Annotated in this window: 20 protein-coding genes; 6 read left to right on the forward strand and 14 right to left on the reverse strand. The window is 63.2% G+C overall.

Annotation, left to right across the window (positions count from 1 at the left end; all coding sequences use genetic code 11):
- Positions 1–5 precede the first annotated feature (5 nt).
- Positions 6–1,262 (reverse strand): sarcosine oxidase subunit beta family protein, encoded by a 1,257-nt coding sequence (locus tag ACVDG8_RS30020; protein WP_447251684.1) that lies wholly within the window; start codon positions 1,260–1,262, stop codon positions 6–8.
- Positions 1,263–1,272: 10 nt separating this feature from the next.
- Complete coding sequence (locus tag ACVDG8_RS30025; RefSeq protein WP_447251685.1) at positions 1,273–2,421, reverse strand: M24 family metallopeptidase; 1,149 nt, start codon at positions 2,419–2,421, stop codon at positions 1,273–1,275.
- 274 nt (positions 2,422–2,695) lie between these two features.
- On the opposite strand from ACVDG8_RS30025, the gene ehuB reads away from it, so the two are divergent.
- From ehuB to ACVDG8_RS30050, 5 genes are read left to right on the forward strand one after another with little or no spacing between them, the layout of a single operon-like run.
- Positions 2,696–3,565 (forward strand): ectoine/hydroxyectoine ABC transporter substrate-binding protein EhuB, encoded by an 870-nt coding sequence (gene ehuB / locus ACVDG8_RS30030; RefSeq protein ID WP_447251686.1) that lies wholly within the window; start codon positions 2,696–2,698, stop codon positions 3,563–3,565.
- 52 nt (positions 3,566–3,617) lie between these two features.
- Positions 3,618–4,346, forward strand: a complete 729-nt coding sequence (ehuC, locus tag ACVDG8_RS30035) for an ectoine/hydroxyectoine ABC transporter permease subunit EhuC (protein ID WP_447251687.1) — start codon at positions 3,618–3,620, stop codon at positions 4,344–4,346.
- Complete coding sequence (gene ehuD / locus ACVDG8_RS30040) at positions 4,343–5,002, forward strand: ectoine/hydroxyectoine ABC transporter permease subunit EhuD (protein ID WP_447251688.1); 660 nt, start codon at positions 4,343–4,345, stop codon at positions 5,000–5,002. Before ehuC ends, ehuD begins: the two co-directional genes overlap by 4 nt.
- Positions 4,999–5,775, forward strand: coding sequence for an ectoine/hydroxyectoine ABC transporter ATP-binding protein EhuA (gene ehuA / locus ACVDG8_RS30045; RefSeq protein ID WP_447251689.1), 777 nt, complete (start codon positions 4,999–5,001; stop codon positions 5,773–5,775). The genes ehuD and ehuA overlap by 4 nt, the downstream gene beginning before the upstream one ends.
- Entirely contained in the window at positions 5,772–6,476 is a 705-nt protein-coding gene (locus tag ACVDG8_RS30050; protein ID WP_447251690.1) for a GntR family transcriptional regulator, read from the forward strand. The genes ehuA and ACVDG8_RS30050 overlap by 4 nt, the downstream gene beginning before the upstream one ends.
- A gap of 243 nt (positions 6,477–6,719) precedes the next feature.
- Here the strand turns inward: ACVDG8_RS30050 and ACVDG8_RS30055 are convergent, their stop codons facing one another.
- The 7 genes from ACVDG8_RS30055 to ACVDG8_RS30085 all read right to left on the reverse strand — a co-directional run bounded on the left by ACVDG8_RS30055 (position 6,720) and on the right by ACVDG8_RS30085 (position 13,715).
- Positions 6,720–7,532 (reverse strand): SDR family NAD(P)-dependent oxidoreductase, encoded by an 813-nt coding sequence (locus tag ACVDG8_RS30055; RefSeq protein ID WP_447251691.1) that lies wholly within the window; start codon positions 7,530–7,532, stop codon positions 6,720–6,722.
- Positions 7,533–7,551: 19 nt separating this feature from the next.
- A complete protein-coding gene (locus ACVDG8_RS30060) occupies positions 7,552–8,529 on the reverse strand; it encodes a sugar phosphate isomerase/epimerase family protein (RefSeq protein ID WP_447251692.1) in 978 nt (325 codons plus the stop codon).
- 29 nt (positions 8,530–8,558) lie between these two features.
- Complete coding sequence (locus tag ACVDG8_RS30065; RefSeq protein ID WP_447251693.1) at positions 8,559–9,326, reverse strand: SDR family NAD(P)-dependent oxidoreductase; 768 nt, start codon at positions 9,324–9,326, stop codon at positions 8,559–8,561.
- Between the two features lie 45 nt (positions 9,327–9,371).
- Positions 9,372–10,478: an ABC transporter ATP-binding protein gene (locus tag ACVDG8_RS30070; RefSeq protein WP_447251694.1), complete on the reverse strand. Its 1,107-nt coding sequence runs from the start codon at positions 10,476–10,478 to the stop codon at positions 9,372–9,374.
- A 67-nt stretch (positions 10,479–10,545) separates the two neighbouring features.
- On the reverse strand, positions 10,546–11,451 hold the full coding sequence (locus ACVDG8_RS30075) for a carbohydrate ABC transporter permease (protein WP_447251695.1): 906 nt from the start codon (positions 11,449–11,451) through the stop codon (positions 10,546–10,548).
- The gene (locus tag ACVDG8_RS30080) at positions 11,444–12,379 is read right to left on the reverse strand and encodes a carbohydrate ABC transporter permease (RefSeq protein ID WP_447251696.1); all 936 of its coding nucleotides are present in this window, start codon (positions 12,377–12,379) and stop codon (positions 11,444–11,446) included. The genes ACVDG8_RS30075 and ACVDG8_RS30080 overlap by 8 nt, the downstream gene beginning before the upstream one ends.
- 82 nt (positions 12,380–12,461) lie before the next feature.
- A complete protein-coding gene (locus ACVDG8_RS30085) occupies positions 12,462–13,715 on the reverse strand; it encodes an ABC transporter substrate-binding protein (RefSeq protein ID WP_447251697.1) in 1,254 nt (417 codons plus the stop codon).
- 157 nt (positions 13,716–13,872) lie between these two features.
- On the opposite strand from ACVDG8_RS30085, the gene ACVDG8_RS30090 reads away from it, so the two are divergent.
- The gene (locus ACVDG8_RS30090; protein ID WP_447251698.1) at positions 13,873–15,078 is read left to right on the forward strand and encodes an ROK family transcriptional regulator; all 1,206 of its coding nucleotides are present in this window, start codon (positions 13,873–13,875) and stop codon (positions 15,076–15,078) included.
- Between the two features lie 34 nt (positions 15,079–15,112).
- Here ACVDG8_RS30090 and ACVDG8_RS30095 read toward each other — a convergent pair whose 3' ends face one another.
- The 5 genes from ACVDG8_RS30095 to ACVDG8_RS30115 all read right to left on the reverse strand — a co-directional run bounded on the left by ACVDG8_RS30095 (position 15,113) and on the right by ACVDG8_RS30115 (position 17,251).
- On the reverse strand, positions 15,113–15,286 hold the full coding sequence (locus tag ACVDG8_RS30095) for a hypothetical protein (RefSeq protein WP_172351756.1): 174 nt from the start codon (positions 15,284–15,286) through the stop codon (positions 15,113–15,115).
- Between the two features lie 32 nt (positions 15,287–15,318).
- A complete protein-coding gene (locus ACVDG8_RS30100; protein ID WP_455707348.1) occupies positions 15,319–16,113 on the reverse strand; it encodes a WD40 repeat domain-containing protein in 795 nt (264 codons plus the stop codon).
- Between the two features lie 85 nt (positions 16,114–16,198).
- Positions 16,199–16,444: a hypothetical protein gene (locus ACVDG8_RS30105; RefSeq protein ID WP_455707349.1), complete on the reverse strand. Its 246-nt coding sequence runs from the start codon at positions 16,442–16,444 to the stop codon at positions 16,199–16,201.
- 13 nt (positions 16,445–16,457) lie between these two features.
- Positions 16,458–16,781, reverse strand: coding sequence for a hypothetical protein (locus ACVDG8_RS30110; RefSeq protein ID WP_447251700.1), 324 nt, complete (start codon positions 16,779–16,781; stop codon positions 16,458–16,460).
- A complete protein-coding gene (locus ACVDG8_RS30115; protein ID WP_447251701.1) occupies positions 16,778–17,251 on the reverse strand; it encodes a hypothetical protein in 474 nt (157 codons plus the stop codon). Before ACVDG8_RS30115 ends, ACVDG8_RS30110 begins: the two co-directional genes overlap by 4 nt.
- Between the last annotated feature and the right edge of the window lie 335 nt (positions 17,252–17,586).

The raw sequence follows: 17,586 nt of genomic DNA on the forward strand, positions 1-17,586 counted from the left end.
GCCTCCTATTGCAGCCAGGCCGAGGGGCCGGCGCCGGCCTCGTCCAGCACGCGGCCGGCCCGGAAACGGTCGAGCCCGTAGGCGGCGATCAACGGATTCGGTTTGCCGGTGGCGAGGGTGTGGGCAAAGCACCAGCCGGAAGCCGGCGTCGCCTTGAAGCCGCCATAGCACCAGCCGCCGTTGAGATAGAGGCCGTCGATCGGTGTCGGGCAGATGATCGGGCTGGCATCCGGGGTCATATCCATGACGCCGCCCCAATGGCGCAGCAGACGGATGCGCGAGATGCACGGCATCAAGGCGATCGCCGCCTCGGCCACCTCGCGCACGACGCCGAGATTGCCGCGCTGGGCGTAGGAATTGTAGCCGTCGAGATTGCCGCCGAAGACCAATCCGCCCTTGTCCGACTGGCTGACATAGAAATGATCGGCGCCATAGGCGACGACATGATCCACCAGCGGCTTCAGCGGTTCGGTGACGAAGGCCTGCAGGACATGGCTTTCAATCGGCAGTTCAAGGCCGGCCTTGGCGCCGAGCACCGATGTGTGGCCGGCGACAGCGAGGCCGACCTTGCCGGCGCCGATGCGGCCTTTCGTCGTCTCGACGCCGACGATCCGTTCGCCGTCGCGAATGAAGCCGGTCACCTCGCAGTTCTGGATGATGTCGACGCCATGGCCGTCGGCCGCACGCGCATAGCCCCAGGCAACGGCGTCGTGCCGCGCCGTTCCCGCCCGGCCCTGGAAGATGGCGCCGTGGATCGGAAAGCGGGCTGTGTCGGAGAAGTCGAGATAGGGCACCAGCCGGCGCACCTCGTCGCGATCGAGGATGTCGGCGTCGATGCCGTTCAGCCGCATGACGTTGGCGCGGTGGCTGAAGCCGTCGAGCTGGTCGGCCGAATGTGCCGTGACGAGCTGGCCGCGCTGCGAGAACATGACGTTGAAGTTCAGCGCCCGCGACATGCCCTCCCACAGCTTCATCGAGAATTCGTAGAACTGGGTGTTGCCGTCGAGCAGGTAGTTGGAGCGGATGACGGTGGTGTTGCGGCCGACATTGCCGCCGCCGATGTAGCCTTTGTCGAGCACGGCGACATTGCGGATGCCATGGTTCTCCGCGAGGTAGAAAGCGGTGGCGAGACCGTGGCCGCCACCACCGATGACGATCACGTCATAGGACGGCTTGGGCTCCGCCGCCCGCCAGGCGCGCTGCCAGTTCTTCTGGCCGGACAGCGCGTTGCGGAAAATCGAGAAGGCCGAATAGGGCGCCATGCGTGCCGGCCTATCGAACGATCGGGCCGGTCGGCGTGCGGGTCAGCACCTCGGCGCCCGCGTCGGTCAAAAGCACGGTGTTGGAGACGAAGTCGTCGCCACGCCCCGTGCCCATCAGCCAGGACAGGATGTGGAAGCTCATTCCCGTCTCGATCTCGAGATCGGAATCGTGCCGCAGCCCGGTCACCGAATTGCCGCCGGTCCATGATGGCGGCTGGCCGGCGCCGACAAGATAGCCGCAGTGATGGCGGCGATAGTGGGAAAGGCCCGCCTCGTCGGCGACGGCCTGCCAGGCGGCGTAGACATCGCGCGCCTTGGCGCCCGGACGCAGCGCCTTGACGACGGCGTCGAACGCCCTGGCGGTCACTTCCGCCATCGCGGCGTCCTCGTCGCTGATATGGCCGATGCGGACGAGCCGGCCGAGCGGCGCGTGGTAGCGCGAGATGCAGCCGGACAGTTCGACGAAGACCGGCTCGCCTTTGCGATAGATGCCGTCGCCCCAGGTCGTATGCTCCTCGCCCAGGCGCGCGGCCGGACGGATGAACGGACCGAAGCCTGGCGCATGACCGCCGGCGCGGATCATCGCCGAAACGCATTGGGCGGCGACCTCTTGTTCGGTGGCGCCGTCCGAGATCGCCGCGATCGCGGCGGCGGCGGCGGCGTCGGTCACCTCGGCGGCGCGGCGCATCAGCGCCTGTTCCTCAGCGCTCTTCACCCGCCGCATCCTGTCGACCAGGCCGGAGATGTCGCTCCATTTGGCATCCGCCTGCGCCTGCAGGGACACGGCAAGCCCATGACTCAAGCCCGCCGTCCAGCATTCGAGGCCGATCCGCTTGCCGGAGAGGCCGAGTTCCGCCAGCACCCGCGCGGCAAGATCCGCTGCCGTTTCGCTGTCGGAATGGCCGCGGAATTCCGCCGCCGCCACCTGTTTCTCGATCGTCACCCTTTCCATCGAGCGGGTAACCAGGACGGGCTTGCCCTCGAGCGGGACGATCAAGAGGTGAGGGGCAAAATACCCCCAGTGGTCGAGCCCGGTGAGATAGAAGACGTTTTCCGGCGAAGCGAAGACCGCGGCGTCGAGTTCGCGCTCGGCCAGGGCCTTGCGGATCTTGGCGAGACGGCCAGCGATTTCTGCTTCGGAAAAGGGATTGCGGTCCATCAGGCATCCTCATGCTTGCTGTTGTCGGCTTCGTCGCCGGCACGGTCTCTCGATACGTTCGGCTTCCTGCCGTCAGCCTTTGCGACGGGCAAATTGCACAAATTGTGCACAACTTGAACGGCAGGTCGATGCGGATCGGTTAATTTTCAAAGGTTTCCGTGTCTGCGCTTGCACAATCTCTAGGGCAGTTGTATACGTCTGGTCAAGCGCGTTTGAGCCTCGAAGAAGGTCGTTGCGCTGGGAACCATCATCGGTTGTTCAACGGGAGAAAAGCATGCTGAAATCATCGATCTTGCGCCGTATCGTCGTGAAGGCGGTCGCCTGCCTTGCGCTTGCCGCCACGTCGCTCACGTCGCTGCCCGCTCATGCGGAGACCACACTCGAACGGGCCAAAAAGGACGGCTACATCCGCGTCGGCTTTGCCAACGAAGCGCCGTTCGGTTTCGCCACGCCCGACGGCAAGCTGACTGGCGAGGCGCCGGAAGTCGCCAAGGCGGTGCTCGCCAAGATGGGCATCCCACAGGTCGACGGTGTGCTGACCGAATTCGGCTCGCTCATCCCGGGCCTCAAGGCCGGCCGCTTCGATATCATCGCAGCCGGCATGTTTATCAACCCGAAGCGTTGCGCCGAGATCAATTTCTCCGAGCCGTCCTATGGCATCGGTCAGGCCATGCTGGTGGCCAAGGGCAACCCCAAGGGCGTGAAGGACTATTCCAGCATCAAGGACAATCCGGACCTCAAGCTCGCTGTCATGGCTGGTGCTGTCGAAGGCGGCTACGCCAAGGACGCCGGCGTCGCCACAGGCCAGATTGTCGCTTTGCCCGACCAGTCCAGCCTTGTAGCGGCTGTCCAGTCGGGCCGCGCCGACGCTGCCGCGCTGACGGCGCTTTCCATCGCCGACATGGCCAAGAAGGCGGATGGCGTTGAGACGACGAAACCGTTCGGCGAGGTTGCCGGCAAGTCCGTGAAGGGCCACGGTGGCTTCGGCTTCCGCAAGGAGGACACCGATCTGCAGCAGGCTTTCAACGCGGAGCTGAAGAAATTCCTCGGCTCGCCCGAGCATATCGCCCTGGTCGAACCGCTCGGCTTCGGCAAGGACTACCTGCCGAACAAGACCACCGCGGAGCTCTGCGCCGGCAAATAGGATCCCAACTGCTGGGCGGCGCACAGGCGCCGCCCTTTTTCTGGAGATGCAGATGGGAATTGGCACGCTTGTGGCGATGCTGGCGGCTGCACTCGCCGTCATCGGTCTCCTGGCGACACAGCAGTCCTACAACCTGTTTCTGCCCGGTCTGCTGCAGGGCGTGGTCCTGACGATCGAGATCGCCATCCTCGGCAGCCTGCTCGCCGTCATCATGGGTGTGCTTGCCGCGCTCGCGCGCCTTTATGGTCCGGCGCCGCTCAGATGGCTGGCAACGGTCTATGTCGAGATCTTTCGCGGCACCTCGGCGCTGGTGCAACTGTTCTGGCTGTTTTTCGTGCTGCCGCAATTCGGCGTCACGCTTGATGCGTTTCTGGTGGCGGTCGTGGCGCTTGGTCTGAACGTCGGCGCCTACGGGTCGGAGGTGGTGCGCGGCGCGATCCTGTCGGTCGGTCGCGGCCAGTGGGAGGGGTGCACGGCGTTGAACATGAGCCGTGCCCAGATGCTGCGTCGGGTGATCCTGCCGCAAGCCTTCCTCGCCATGATCCCGCCTTGGGGCAATCTGTTCATCGAGCTTCTCAAATCGACGTCGCTGGTCTCGTTGATCACACTCTCCGACCTTGCCTTCAAGGCGCAGCAGATGAACCAGAATACATTCAAGACCATTCCGATCTTCACGCTCGTCCTGCTGATGTATCTCGTGATGTCGCTGGTCCTCACCATCGGCATGCGGCTGCTCGAAAGGCGTGCATCGGCCGGTCTGGCGCGGGGGAAGGCAGCATGATCTGGGACTGGAGCTTCGCCCTCGAAATCCTGCCGGTGCTGGCGCAGGCGGCCATCGTCTCCGTTGAGGCGACGTTGATCGGCTTCGTGCTGGCCGCCACCCTCGGCCTCGTGCTGGCCGTAGTGCGCATCGCCGTGCCATGGACTGGCTGGACTATTTCGGTGCTGGTCGAGTTGATCCGTTCGACACCGCTGCTTATCCAGATATTCTTCATCTACTTCGTCTTCCCGAAATTCGGGCTGGTGCTCGATGCCTTCACCGCCGGCGTGCTTGCCATCGGCATCCACTATGCCGCCTACTGCTCCGAGGTCTATCGCGCCGGTTTCGACAACATCCATCGCGGCCAGTGGGAAGCCTCGATCGCGCTCAATCTGTCGGCCTGGACGACGTTCCGCGACATCATCATCCCGCAGGCGATCCCGCCGATCGTTCCGGCGCTCGGCAACTATCTCGTCGCCCTGTTCAAGGAGACGCCGCTGCTCTCAGCAATCGCCGTGATGGAGCTGATGCAGACCGCCAAGATTATCGGTTCCGAAACGTTCCGCTACACCGAGCCGATCACGCTGGTCGGCCTGTTCTTCCTTGCAATGAGCCTGGTTTCAGCCGCGCTGATCCGCGCTCTCGAACGCCTGCTCAACCGGAGGACCATGCGATGACGGAACCGATGGTCCGTTTCGAGAATGTCTCGAAACGCTATGGCTCACTGACCGTTCTCGACGGGCTCAATCTTGAAATCGCACGCGGCGAAAAAGTCTCGGTCATCGGCCCGTCAGGGTCAGGCAAGACGACGGTGCTGCGCATGCTGATGACGCTGGAGACGATCAATGACGGCGTCATCTGGGTCGAGGGCCAGCCACTCACCCATATGGAGAGGAACGGCAAGCTGGTGCCTGCCGACCTTGCCCATATTCGCCGCATCAGGGCGAAGATCGGGATGGTGTTCCAGTCCTTCAATCTCTTTCCGCACATGACGGCGATGGCCAATTGCATCGAGGCGCCGATGACGGTGCTCGGCATGAAGCGGACGGAAGCGGAAGCACGCGCGGCCGAGCTTCTCGACATGGTGGGGCTGTCGCAGAAGAAGAGCCATTACCCGTCGCAATTGTCCGGTGGCCAGCAGCAGCGTGTCGCCATCGCCAGGGCGCTGGCCATGCGGCCCAAGATCATGCTGTTCGACGAGGTGACGTCGGCGCTCGACCCTGAGCTTGTCGGCGAAGTGCTGCAGGTGATAAGGCAGATTGGTCGCGAGCACGATCTGACGATGCTGATGGTCACCCATCAGATGGGCTTCGCCAAGGAGTTTTCCGATCGCGTCTGCTTCTTCTACCAGGGCAAGATCTGCGAGCAGGGGCCGCCAAGCGAACTGTTCGGAGCGCCCAAGAATGAGCGGACACGGCAGTTCCTGCATGCTGTCCTGGAGGCTGGATGACGCTTGAGACAGATGACGCGCCCATAGCCGTAGCCCCACGCCCGCTCTCGGCGCGCGAGCGGTTCGAGCGCATCTACCGGATCTTGCGCGATCGCATCTGCCTGCTGGACTATGCTCCGGGAAGCCATCTCTCCGAGGAAGAACTCGCCCAGGAATTCGAGATCAGCCGGACACCGGTTCGGCGCGTCCTGGCGCGACTGGAATCCGAGGGTCTCGTTCAATCCGTCCATGGCGTCGGCACGATCGTCACGGACGTCGATATCGAGGAATTGCAGCAGGTCTACCACCTGAGGCTGGAACTCGCGCTCCTCGTCGGCAAGCTTTCGCCTATCCCGCGCACGGCGGAGGATCTTGATCGGATTCGCGCGCTCATCACGCGCTGTGATTCCGACATCCTCAACCCTGACCAGCGCGCGTTTCTCCGCCTCAACATGGATTTCTTCTACGAACTCACCGCGATGACCGGCAACCAGCCGCTGCGCGAGATCAGCGAGCGCTTGTATTTCCAGGTCGCACGCGTTGTCCTGAAGATGATGCCGCAGCTCGGCCTTGTCGAAGAATTCACCGCCTTCCGCCGGGAAATGGAGGAAGTTCTCGCTGCCGCAGAGATCGGCGACTGGGAATCGATCGGCCATATAAGGCGCGCCCACATCTCAATGAGCTTTCGCCGTATGATGCGCCACGCAGGCGCGGCCGACTGAATCGCCTTCGTATCCTCGGGAAGATCAAGAGGACAGTTGGACGGGCGGGAATGCTTCGACAGCATGCGCAGAGTGTCCAAAACTCGCCGACCAATTGCGGATCAAGAGCGGAGGTCACCTCGTCGAACCGCATGCCAGCGCCTGCGCAATCGCTATTCTTTTGCTGCTGGCCGCTGGAAAGACGTGAGGGAACGCCCGGAGCTTTGGACGCGCTCGATGGGAATCGGTTCACTCGGCAGCCATTCAGCCTGGAAAGATAGTGAAACCGCCATCGACGCGGATGACCTGCCCGTTGATGAAGCGCGCGCGCGGACCGGCGAGAAAGGCCACCGCCTCGGCGATCTCTTCCGGCTCCGCATAGCGGTTCAGCGATTTCCTGCTCGAATCCATGCGCTGCGGATCGACCACGCGGGTCGCCTGGAACCGTGCCGTCTTGGTGGCGCCGGGGCTGACCGCATTGATGCGCACGCCGTCGTCGATCAGTTCCTTGGCGAGGCAGCGCGTGTAATGCACGACCGCAGCCTTCAACGTCGAGTAGACGACCTCGGGCGAGCAGCCGAGGTGAGCCGCTGCCGAAGCGATGTTGATGACGGAGCCGCTGCCGCGCTGCTTCATAGGCGGAATGAAGGCCTGGCAGACCAGCATCGTGCCGATCAGATTGTTCTCGGTCAGCACGCGGATGTCGTCCAGTTCGATGTCGAGGGCGTTGTTCGGGTTCGGCTTGCCGCCCTTGGCGCCGATGTCGCCACCGGCGCAATTGACCAGCACATGCACGTCGCCGAGATCGGCCTCGATCTTGCGCTTCATCTCGGCCACCGCCTTCTGGTCGCCAATGTTGCCGGTCACCGACGTGACCTTCGTCCCATGCCGCTTCAGGCGCTCGACCACCTCGCCGAGATTGGCAAACTCGCCGTATTTGGCCGGCGCAGTTTCGTCCATGTCGTGGATGGCGACATTGGCGCCAAGTTCCGCCAGGCGTTCGGCCATCACCCGACCGAGGCCACGGCCGGAGCCGGTTACGAAGGCGGTCAATCCATCGAGTTCACGTGTCGTCACCAGATCTTCTCCACTGTCATCAAACCAGATTGCGCATGTTGGCGGCGCTGCGCCGGATCATGTCGAGCTCGTAGGAAACCAGGGAACCGTCGTCCTCGCGCTCCCAAGGGGTGCGGTAGTCGGCGTCGTCGGGCAGCCGATTGCGCTGCGCGGCCCGCAGGCAGGCGGCAAATTCGCGTGCCGTCTTCGGCGGATAGCCGTGCCACCAGTCGTCGTCGAGAAAGCGGACATGCCGCGCCTCCAATGCGCCCGGTTCGAGAACGGCGGTCATGCGATCGTTGTGTTGGCCGAGAATTGCAAACAGCTCGGCAAACGGCACCGCGCCATCGCCGATGGCACAACGGATCAGCCGGTAGCCTTCGGCCGTGAACTGCACGCGGTAATCCTTGAGGTGGACATGGCGGACATGCGGCGCGATCCGCCGCGCAAAATCGAGCGGCGCTTCGCCGACCGGGAATGTGTTGCCGGTGTCGAAGGTGACGCCGACGCCTTCGCCGCCAAGGGCGCAGAAATCGACCAGTTCCTGGCTGGTGAAGTCCTGGTGGTTTTCGATCGCGAGGACGTGGCCCTCGGCAATCGCGCGGGAACCCCATTCCTTCAATCTGTCTCGAATGATGCGGGCGAACTCGCTCCATTTCTCGCCTGCAGCGTTGCGGTCGCCACATAGAACCGGCGTCAGCGCCGTCCGGATGATCTTGGCCCTCAGCAGGCGTGCGGCCCGAAATGCCTCGCCGAGCGGTTCGCCCACCAGAAGGCCGCCGCTGACGACCGGTGTGATCCCGAGGCCGGCGAGCCTTTCCCGCAACGCGATTACCGCGTCGTCGGGAAGTTCCGTCAGCCATGGCACCCAGATCTCCAGCACCCGCGCGCCGAGTTCGGTCGCGAGCGCGATGAAACCTTCCAGCCCTGCCGGTTTGGGATTGGCGCGTGGTGTGCCGCGGGCCTGGAGGCCGAGATGATAGGTCAGACCGTAGGGGTTCAGGCCGACCTCGAGCATGGAGCGATCCTTTGGTTCGGGTTTTGCGGTCATCGCAGGCCGGCGTCCACGGTAATCGATTGCTTGGTGATCATGCGGCTGTCGTCGGCGGCGAGGAACAGCACCGTGCGCGCGATCTCCTCCCCAAGCAGAACCCGGCGGATCAATTGGCGCTGCACGACCTGGTCGACCGACGTCGGCGTCTTGTACCAAAGCTGCCGTTGCCGGTCGGTGATGACGGCGCCTGGCTCGATGGCGTTGACGCGAATGTTGTCGGGGCCAAACGCCCGCGCCAGCGCGAACGTCAACCCGACTACCGCAGCCTTGGCCGTCGCATAGGGCGCCATCTCCGCCGCGCCGAAACGCCAGGCGATCGAGGAAAAATTGACGATCGAACCAAAGCCCAACTCCTTCATGTGCGGATGCACCGCTTGGGCGGCAAAGAAGTGGTGCCTGAGGTTCACGTCCTGGGCATGATCCCAGTACTCCTGGGTCACGTCGGCGACTGGGTGGCGATTGTCGTCGGCGGCGTTGTTGACCAGCACCGCGACAGGTCCGAGGCGGTCGCGCACCATGTCGATCGCAGCCTGGAGGGCGGGAATATCGGTCACGTCGCAGCGCAAGAATAATGGCGCGTGCGATGCCGTGGCGGCGATTTCCCGCGCGAGCTCCTCGCCGGCCTCCTGCTGCAGATCGAGAAACGCGACGCGTGCGCCATTGGCGGCGAAGGCGCGGACCGTGTCGGCGCCGATGCCCGACGCGCCGCCGGTGATCAGCACGACGCGGTCGGCCAGGCTTGGATAGGTGGCAAAGGACAATGCGGCGCTCTTTTCAGATCAGGTGTTGGTCAGATCAGGTGTTGGTCAGATCAGGCGTTGGGTCGTCGGGTCGAACAAGCAGGCGCGCGCCATGTCGATGCCGAGCGTCACCGTCTCACCCATCCGTGGCGTGCCGTCGGGGTCGAAACGACCGGTGATCTCCTTGCCGCCCAGGCGCAGGACCGCCATGGTCTCCGCACCTGTCGGCTCGACCAGCTCGACCACGGCATCGATTTGCGCGATGCCTGGCTTGCGACGCGCAAGATCGGGATCGAACCGGTAAATGTGCTCCGGCCGGATGCCGAGCACGAGCTGTCGCGGCGTGTTGGAGGCAAGCGCCTGGACGACCGGCAGGCTGGCTGTCTTGCCGTCGGCGGCCTGCAAGGCAACAGTGGGGCGACCGCCTTCTTCGCTGAGTTCGGCCGGCAGGAAGTTCATCGCGGGCGAACCCATGAAGCCCGCGACGAACATGTTGGCTGGACGGTTATAGATCGTGGCGGGCTCCTCGAATTGCTGGACCTCGCCCTGATGCATCACGGCGATGCGCGAGGCGAGCGTCATCGCCTCGACCTGATCATGTGTGACGTAAACCGTCGTCTTGCCGACGCGGTGATGCAGCTTCTTGATTTCGGTACGCATGTCGACGCGCAGCTTGGCGTCGAGATTGGAGAGTGGCTCGTCGAACAGGAACAGCTTCGGATCACGCACCAGCGCTCGGCCCATCGCGACGCGCTGGCGCTGGCCGCCCGAAAGCTGTCCGGGCTTGCGCCCAAGCAGCGGTTCGATCTGCAGGAAAGCAGCAACCCGCTTGACGGCCTCGTCCTGCTGCGGCTTCGGCACGCGACGGCTTTCCATGCCGAAGGTGATGTTCTCGCGCACCGTCATTGTCGGGTAAAGCGCGTAGGACTGGAACACCATGGCGATGTCGCGGTCCTTCGGCGCAACCGAATTGACGAGCCGGCCGTCGATGCGGATCTCGCCGGAGGTTACGGTTTCAAGCCCGGCGATCATCGCCAGCAAGGTGGACTTGCCGCAACCGGACGGTCCGACCAGCGCGATGAACTCTCCGTTCTGCGCCTCGAGATCGATGCCCTTCAGTACCTCGACCGCGCCGAAGTTCTTGCGCAGGGATCGGATGGTCAATGTCGACATGCGATCCCCTTCTTGCCGGTCGGAGCGATCGGCGACATGAGACAGGCTCCGCTCGCTTGATCGCGTCTCACTTGATCGCACCCTGGGTCAGGCCGCGGACGAAATACTTGCCCCCGAACAGATAGATCAGCAGCGGCGGCAGCGCGCCGATCAGCACGGCGGCGCTCATGACATCGTAGGCGCGTACATTGGTGCCGCTTGCGGTCAGCGCGACGAGCGCGGCCGTGATCGGCTGTTGCTGCCCGGAGGTGAAGACGACACCGAACAGATATTCGTTCCAGATGCCGGTGAACTGCCAGATCACGGTGACGATCAGGATCGGTGAGGAAAGCGGGAGAATGATCTTGCGGAAGATGCGCCAGAAGCCCGCGCCGTCGATGCGGGCCGCCTTGATGAGATCATCGGGAATGCTGACGTAATAGTTGCGGCAAAACAAAGTGGTGAACGAAATGCCCTGGATGACGTGGATGAGGACAAGCCCGTAGACCGAGTTGCTGAGGCCCAGATTGCCGAGGATGAACGCCCACGGCATCAACGAGATCTGACCCGGAACGAAGACGCCGAGCAGCATGCAGGTGAACAGCGCTTCCGAACCCCTGAAGCGCCATTTCGACAGGATGTAACCGTTCATCGCGCCGACCGCCGTCGAGATGATCGTCGCCGGGATCGTCATCTTCAGGGAGTTGTAGAAGTTGCGCTGCATGCCCTCGCAGGTGCCACCGATGCAATAGGTGCTCCAGGCCTGGCCCCAGGCTTCGAGGCGGAAGCTGCGTGGCAGCGAGATCAACCCGTTGCGCGCGATCTCCTGCTGGTCGCGGAATGAATTCAGCACCACGACCAGCAACGGCACCAGGTAGATCGCCGCGAAGACAACCAGCAGCCCATAGATGACGAAGCGGGTGAGGAAATGCCTGCGCGCCGCAACCGTGGCGGCGCGGCGATCGAGCGACTGGTCGAGCGTTGCGTCAGCCATGGCCGGCTTCCTTTCGCCGACGCCAGACCACCCAGAACGAATAGGGCACCAGCACCACGGCAAGGGCGGCAAGCATCATGATGGCTGCCGCCGCACCTTCGCCGATCTGGCCGCGTTGGAACATCAGGTCATAGACGTAGATGGCGGGGAAGGTGGTCGAGATCCCCGGGCCGCCTTTGGTGAGGGCCGCCACGAGGTCGAAGGTCTTGATGGCGAACTGGATCTGGATGACGGCGACCGCCAGGAAGATCGGCGCAATCGTTGGCAGAAGCACTTTGCGATAGATGCGGAATGTCGACGCGCCGTCGATCTGCGCGGCTTTGACGAGGTCCTGATCCACCGAGCGCAGACCGGCCAGGAAGAGCGCCATGGCAAAGCCCGAGGCCTGCCAGACGCCGGTGATGATCACCGCGTAGATCGCATAATGTCGGTCGCTGGCGAGTGCGAAGCTGAAGCTCGTCCAGCCCAATCCGCGCACCATCGCCTGGATACCGTCGGTCGGGTTGTAGAGCCAACTCCAGACCGTGCCCGTGACGATGAAGGAGACGGCCAGCGGATAGAGAAAGATCGTGCGCCAGGCCGCTTCGCCGCGCACGCGCTGGTCGATCAGGATCGCCAACAACAGACCCACGGCCATCGAGCCGACGATGTAGAAACCGCTGAAGAGAAAGAGGTTGGTGTAGGCGATGTTCCAGCGCCGGTTCGCCCAGAGCGATGCGTAATTCTCCAGGCCGACAAAGCCGTAAGTCGGGAGCAGCGAGGAGTTCGAGACAGAGATGTAGAGCGTCCAGCCGGTGAACACGAACACGTAGACGAAGCTCGCCACGAGCGAGGGGCCGAGCACCAGCAAGGGCATGGCGGAGCCCAGCCGCTCCCGCCAGGGGCGGGCGGACGCCGGGACCGACAGGATCAGGTCGTGATTTGACATTCAGAGCACAGGACTGGCAGAGCGCGGGACCGGGATGGAGGATGGCCGGGTGCGGATGGAAATTGCACCCGGCCGTTCCTGTCTACTTCTGTGCTTCTGCCGCGTCGGCCATCGCATTGGCGCCGTCCTGCGCGGACATGTCGGGCGTCGCCACGAACTCGGTTATGGCGTCCATGATCGCGCCGCGCATCTTCTGCGGGACGGTCATGTTGTGCGCCATCGAGCGGACCAGCGTGCCCTCCTTGATGGAAGCCTGCAAATCCTTCTGCGAGAGCTGCTGGCACGGATTGAAGCCCTTCGACAGATCGATATCCAGGCGTGCGGGGATGGAGCCCTTGGCTTGGTTGAAGACCGTCTGGAAGTCGGGCGACAGGATCAGGCTCGCCAGCAGCTTCTGGCCGTCGATGTAATCCTGGTCCTTCTGCTTGAAGAACACGACCGAGTCCGAGTTGAGGATGAAGCCGGGTTTGCCCCAATCGGTCGGCGCCTGGGCGCAGACATAGTCGGTGCCTTCCTTGAAGCCGGCGGCGGTCAGCAGGCCGATCGTCCAGTCGCCCATGATGTGGAACGCCGCATCGCCCTTGCCGACGAGCGCCGACATTGAATCCCAGTCGCGGCCAACCATGCCCGGATCCATGTACTTGCTCGTCATCAGGCGCATCTGCTGGAAGGCCTTGACCATCCCCGGGCTGCGCATGGATTCGACATCGCCTTCGACGAAGGCCTTGCGATAGAGATCGATGTCCTGGCCGTAAAGCACGACCTCGAACACCGTCGAATCCGTCCAGTCGGCGGTCGAATGCGAGATGCAGATCTTGCCTGAGGCGACGATCTTGTCGCACGCCGCGTTGAACTCGGCCCAGGTCTTGGGCATTTCCGCCACACCGGCGGCCTGCATGACCTTCGGCGAGGCCCAGAGCCAGTTGATGCGATGGATGTTCATCGGAGCGGCGACCCATTTGCCGGTCGGCTTCATCACCGGAAGCAGTTCCGGCGCGACCACTTTCTCCCATCCTTCCGAGGCCGCCAACGCGTCGAGATCGGCGGTCATGCCGGTCTCGTTCCACTCGGCGATTTCGGGACCTTTAAGCTGCACGGCAGGCGGGGCATTGCCGGCGATCACGTCGGCACGCAGCTTGGCCAGCGTATTGGCCGTGTGACCGGCGATCGAGGTCTGTTCCCATTTCCCGCCCTTGGCGGTGAACATGTCGCCGAGCTTGGCGATCGCCTGGGCGTCCGATCCGGTCGCCCATTGGTGCAGCAGGTTCGTCTTGGGCTCGGCGAAGGCTGCCCCCGCTACAAGGGTCCACGCAGCAGCGGCCGCAAGGGCGGTCATGACGCACTTCATCGTTTCACTCCCATATGTCGTTGCACGGTTCGTCTCGACCGCTTATGGCCGCGGTTTGAAGCCGCCGCCGGCGAGATTGATTGATCTCGAGTTCTTTCCAAAATGACAGATTAGAGCTATCAGTCAACGATGTTTATGTTGATCCATGACAAAACCTTCGCTTAGAACCTGGCTGATCGACAGGCCGTCCGCGTCGCCGGAGAGCATGATCGTGCGCTGCCTGAGCGAGCGCGGCGCACTCTCGGCGTCGCAGATCACGCGAGCCACCGGTCTGGCGCGCTCGACGGTCTCAACCGCGCTCAACGGCTTGAGGAAGTCGGGAATGGTGATCGAAGCTCCGGCCAGTCGCGATGGGATGAGGGGTATCGGTAGGCCGGCCGCGACAGTGACGCTCAATCCGACAGCGGGCACCTGCGTCGGAATTCACCTGGCTCTTCAGCAGATACGGCTCATCGTCGCTGATGTCTCGCATTCCGTCATTGCCGAACAAACTATCCCCATGCCTCTGGACTACCAGCCGCAACAGGCGGCCCAGATGGTCAAATCGGCAATTGCCCAATCTTACAAGGAAAACGGTCTGCCGGCGGCGGGGCTCCTGGGGGTTGGGGTTTCCGTCTCTGGCCCTGTCAGCCATGACGGAGTGGTGCTGCGCGCGAGCATGGTTCCAACATGGGCCGGCGTCAACATACGAGATGTGTTCGGGCCCGTCCTGGAACAGCCGATCTTCGCCGACAATGAGAGCAACTGCTCGGCCATTGCGGAACTGATGTGGGGTGCGGCGATCGGCCAAGACGATTTCGTGCTGTTCAAGATCGACCTGGGTGTCGGCGGGGCCATTGTCCAGCATGGCCGGCTGGTGACGGGCATCGCCGGCGGCGCCGGCGAATTCGGGCACATCAGCATCGATCCCGGCGGCGATCTTTGCCGGTGCGGCAATCGCGGATGCCTGGAGCTCTATGCGAGTTTCGCACGGCCACTGGAACAGATTTCGCGCATCGTGCGGCGGCAAGTCACCATGGGCGATGTCATCACGATGGCCGAGCAGGGCGACGTCAGGGCGTTGCGGATGATCGAGGACACCGCCGAGATCGCCGGCCGGGGTCTTGGCTTGATCGGCTCGGTGCTCAATCCGCCGCTCATCATCATCGGCGGCCACATGGCTTTGGCGGGCGACATGCTTTTGACGCCGCTGATCGCGTCCTATGAACGCCACACGCTCATCAAGTCCCGCGATATCGCTCCGGCCCTGCGCACGCGGATAATCGTTGGCAAGCACACCGAGAACGATGCATTGCTGGGCGCGGTCGGCCTCGTGCTGAGACACCAGACGAAGGGACTATCGCTCGGCTGATCGTCAATCACGCGCAGCCCTTCATGGAATTGCTCTAGTTGGTCTTCAGCTTGCCGACGCGGTTTTCGGCGATCCAGCGGGCGGCGAGCACCAGCGCGCCCATGCTGAAATCCTTGCCATGCTTGGCCACCATTTCTTCCGACAGATCGGCCAGTCGTTCGAAAAATTCGTCCTTGCTCTTGTCCTCGGCGGTGAGTTCGGTCTGCATTTCATCCTCCTGCTTCGTATGGACTGCGTCCGCTATTTGAAAATCTGCGCGGGAAAGGTGACGATCGCGGCGGTGCCATCGACGAACCCCATCGCCAGGTGCCGTCCGTCACCCGACCAGGCAAGCGCAGTGACCTCGCTGCCCAAGGGTCTGACCAGAAGTTCGTCCCGGGCGCCGATCTGGGCGATGGTAATGCGGCCATTGGCGTAACCCGCCGCAATCAGTTTCTTTTCCGGGTGTGCCGCCACCGCCTCGACAAGAATCAGCCCGGCGCGACCTGTCTCCAGCGCGCCCGAAGTCTCGCCGCCAACAGGCGGGGCGGTCATCGACCAACCGGCGATCCGGAAGGCGCCGGATGCGAACAACGCATGCGCCGGCCGGCTCCAGCACACGGTGCGGACCGGCGATGGAAACCCCGCGACGATTTCTGCTCGGCCATCGGCCAGGCTGACCAGAGCAAAGCCGCCGGTTTCGAGCCCGCAGGCCAGCCAGGTGCCGTCTCTGCTCCAGCGGATCGACACCGGGCGCGCGGAAAGGGGGATATTGCGTATCAAGGCTGCGTCGCCTTCGACCGCCCAGACCGACAGCCCCTCGCCAAGGCCGCAAGCGAGTCGCTGCCCGCCTGGCGAGAAGGCAAGGACATCTGTCGAGGATGCCACATCGCGTTCCAGCCGCGTGGCATCGCCTTGGCCGCGCGCGCGGACGACATCATGCCCGTTGCTGACGGCTGTCATGCCCGTCCTGGCGCTATGGTCGATGGCGACGATCGGTCCATCGATCTTGAGCAGCACGCCCGCGACGTCACCGCCGGCAGTCAGATGCAGCACGTCGCCGCTGGCCGCGCCGACCAGAAAGTCGGAATCGCCATAGGCGGCGAGAGGATATCGCCGTCAGCGAATGCCGCCGTGGCAATCAACGGCACCGGAGGCTTTTCCTGGGGCGGATCGTCGTCTGGCCGAGATCGTTGCTCACCCTGATCCGCGCTTCCGGCGGCTCGTGATCCGCGACCGCGGCAATGGCGACGGTTCCATCCGCCGAGGAGAACGCGACAGCCGAACCGTCGGTGCTGAAGCGCAGATCGGCGATCGCCGCCGGTCGTTGCCAGCTGCGGGCCAAGAGATCGAACAAGGTCAGGTTCTGCATCGTCTGCTGGTTCATGCTGTCTCTCCCGTCAGTCGTCGTTCGCCGCAGCGGCCAGCCGGCGGTCGACATCCTCGACATCACCTTCGGCAGCTATGATGCGATCTTCGCAAGCCGTGCATGCCTGCGTGATCGCCGCTGCGCTCTGTTCTGCCTCATGCAAATCCCGCACCAGTTGCGCGTCGGCGCCGCTTCTGCCGATTTCGAGCTCCAGCCGCAGCACCTCCATCTCTATACCGGCACGTTTCTGGTTGAGCCGCAGCGCCTCCGCGGTAAGCGCCGAGACGCCGGCGACGAGATCGAGCCGGCGAGCAAGCAGCGCGTCACGTCGGGCTGTGTTGGATCCTCCAGTCATTTTTCGCCTCCCAAAGGTCCCTGCGGTTTCTCGAAAGCCGACAGCAATTTGGGCAACGTGACGGCCTGCGACTGGAACTGTTTTTCAGCCGTTTCGATGTGGCTCTTGAGCTGGTCCCAGATGTCGACCCGGATCATCGAAGTCGTGTCGCCGGTCAGGCGCTCGATCTCCTCGACACGGAACTGGCGTGTCAGCGAAACGCCGGAAAACACGAAGTCGCGCAGCAGGATCGCGTGGCTTTCGATGAACAGATGGATCATCGGATGCGTTTCCGGGGTGACGCCGCCGGCGGCAAGCTCGGCCCGGATGAAGTCCTGGAAGTGGCTCTGCAGGCGGTGCTGGCTCTCGCCCATGAAGCGCATGACGAAGACCAGGTCGCGAGGCATCAGCTTGACGAGATCGCCGGTGACGCCATCGGCATGGCTGGACATCGGCTCCGAGGACCCTCTTCTGTCCTTGTCGTTCGGCATGGTCTTTCTCCAGCGCGCAGCCCGTCGACGGGCCGTCGCCTTCAAATAGTCTGGAAAGACGAAGAGTTAAACAGATAATATGAGTTTTGATATTTGCTGCGATTGCTAACTAAATATATTGCATATGCGAATATACGACAAATATTACAGGCGTAAGTTACAACTGTAAAAGAACGTTACAGTCTGGCGCAGGATCGCACACTGAAAGGGCGACGATCTTGTTTTGAATGCCAGCCATGAGCGCTGTTTCAAAACTGGCACGGCGCTTGCTTCGTTCATTTTCACAAGAAGCCCATCGCGCTTGACGCGGTGCCAAAAGAACGAAGGAACGGAGG

It is taken from the genome of Mesorhizobium sp. ORM8.1 (assembly GCF_053005525.2).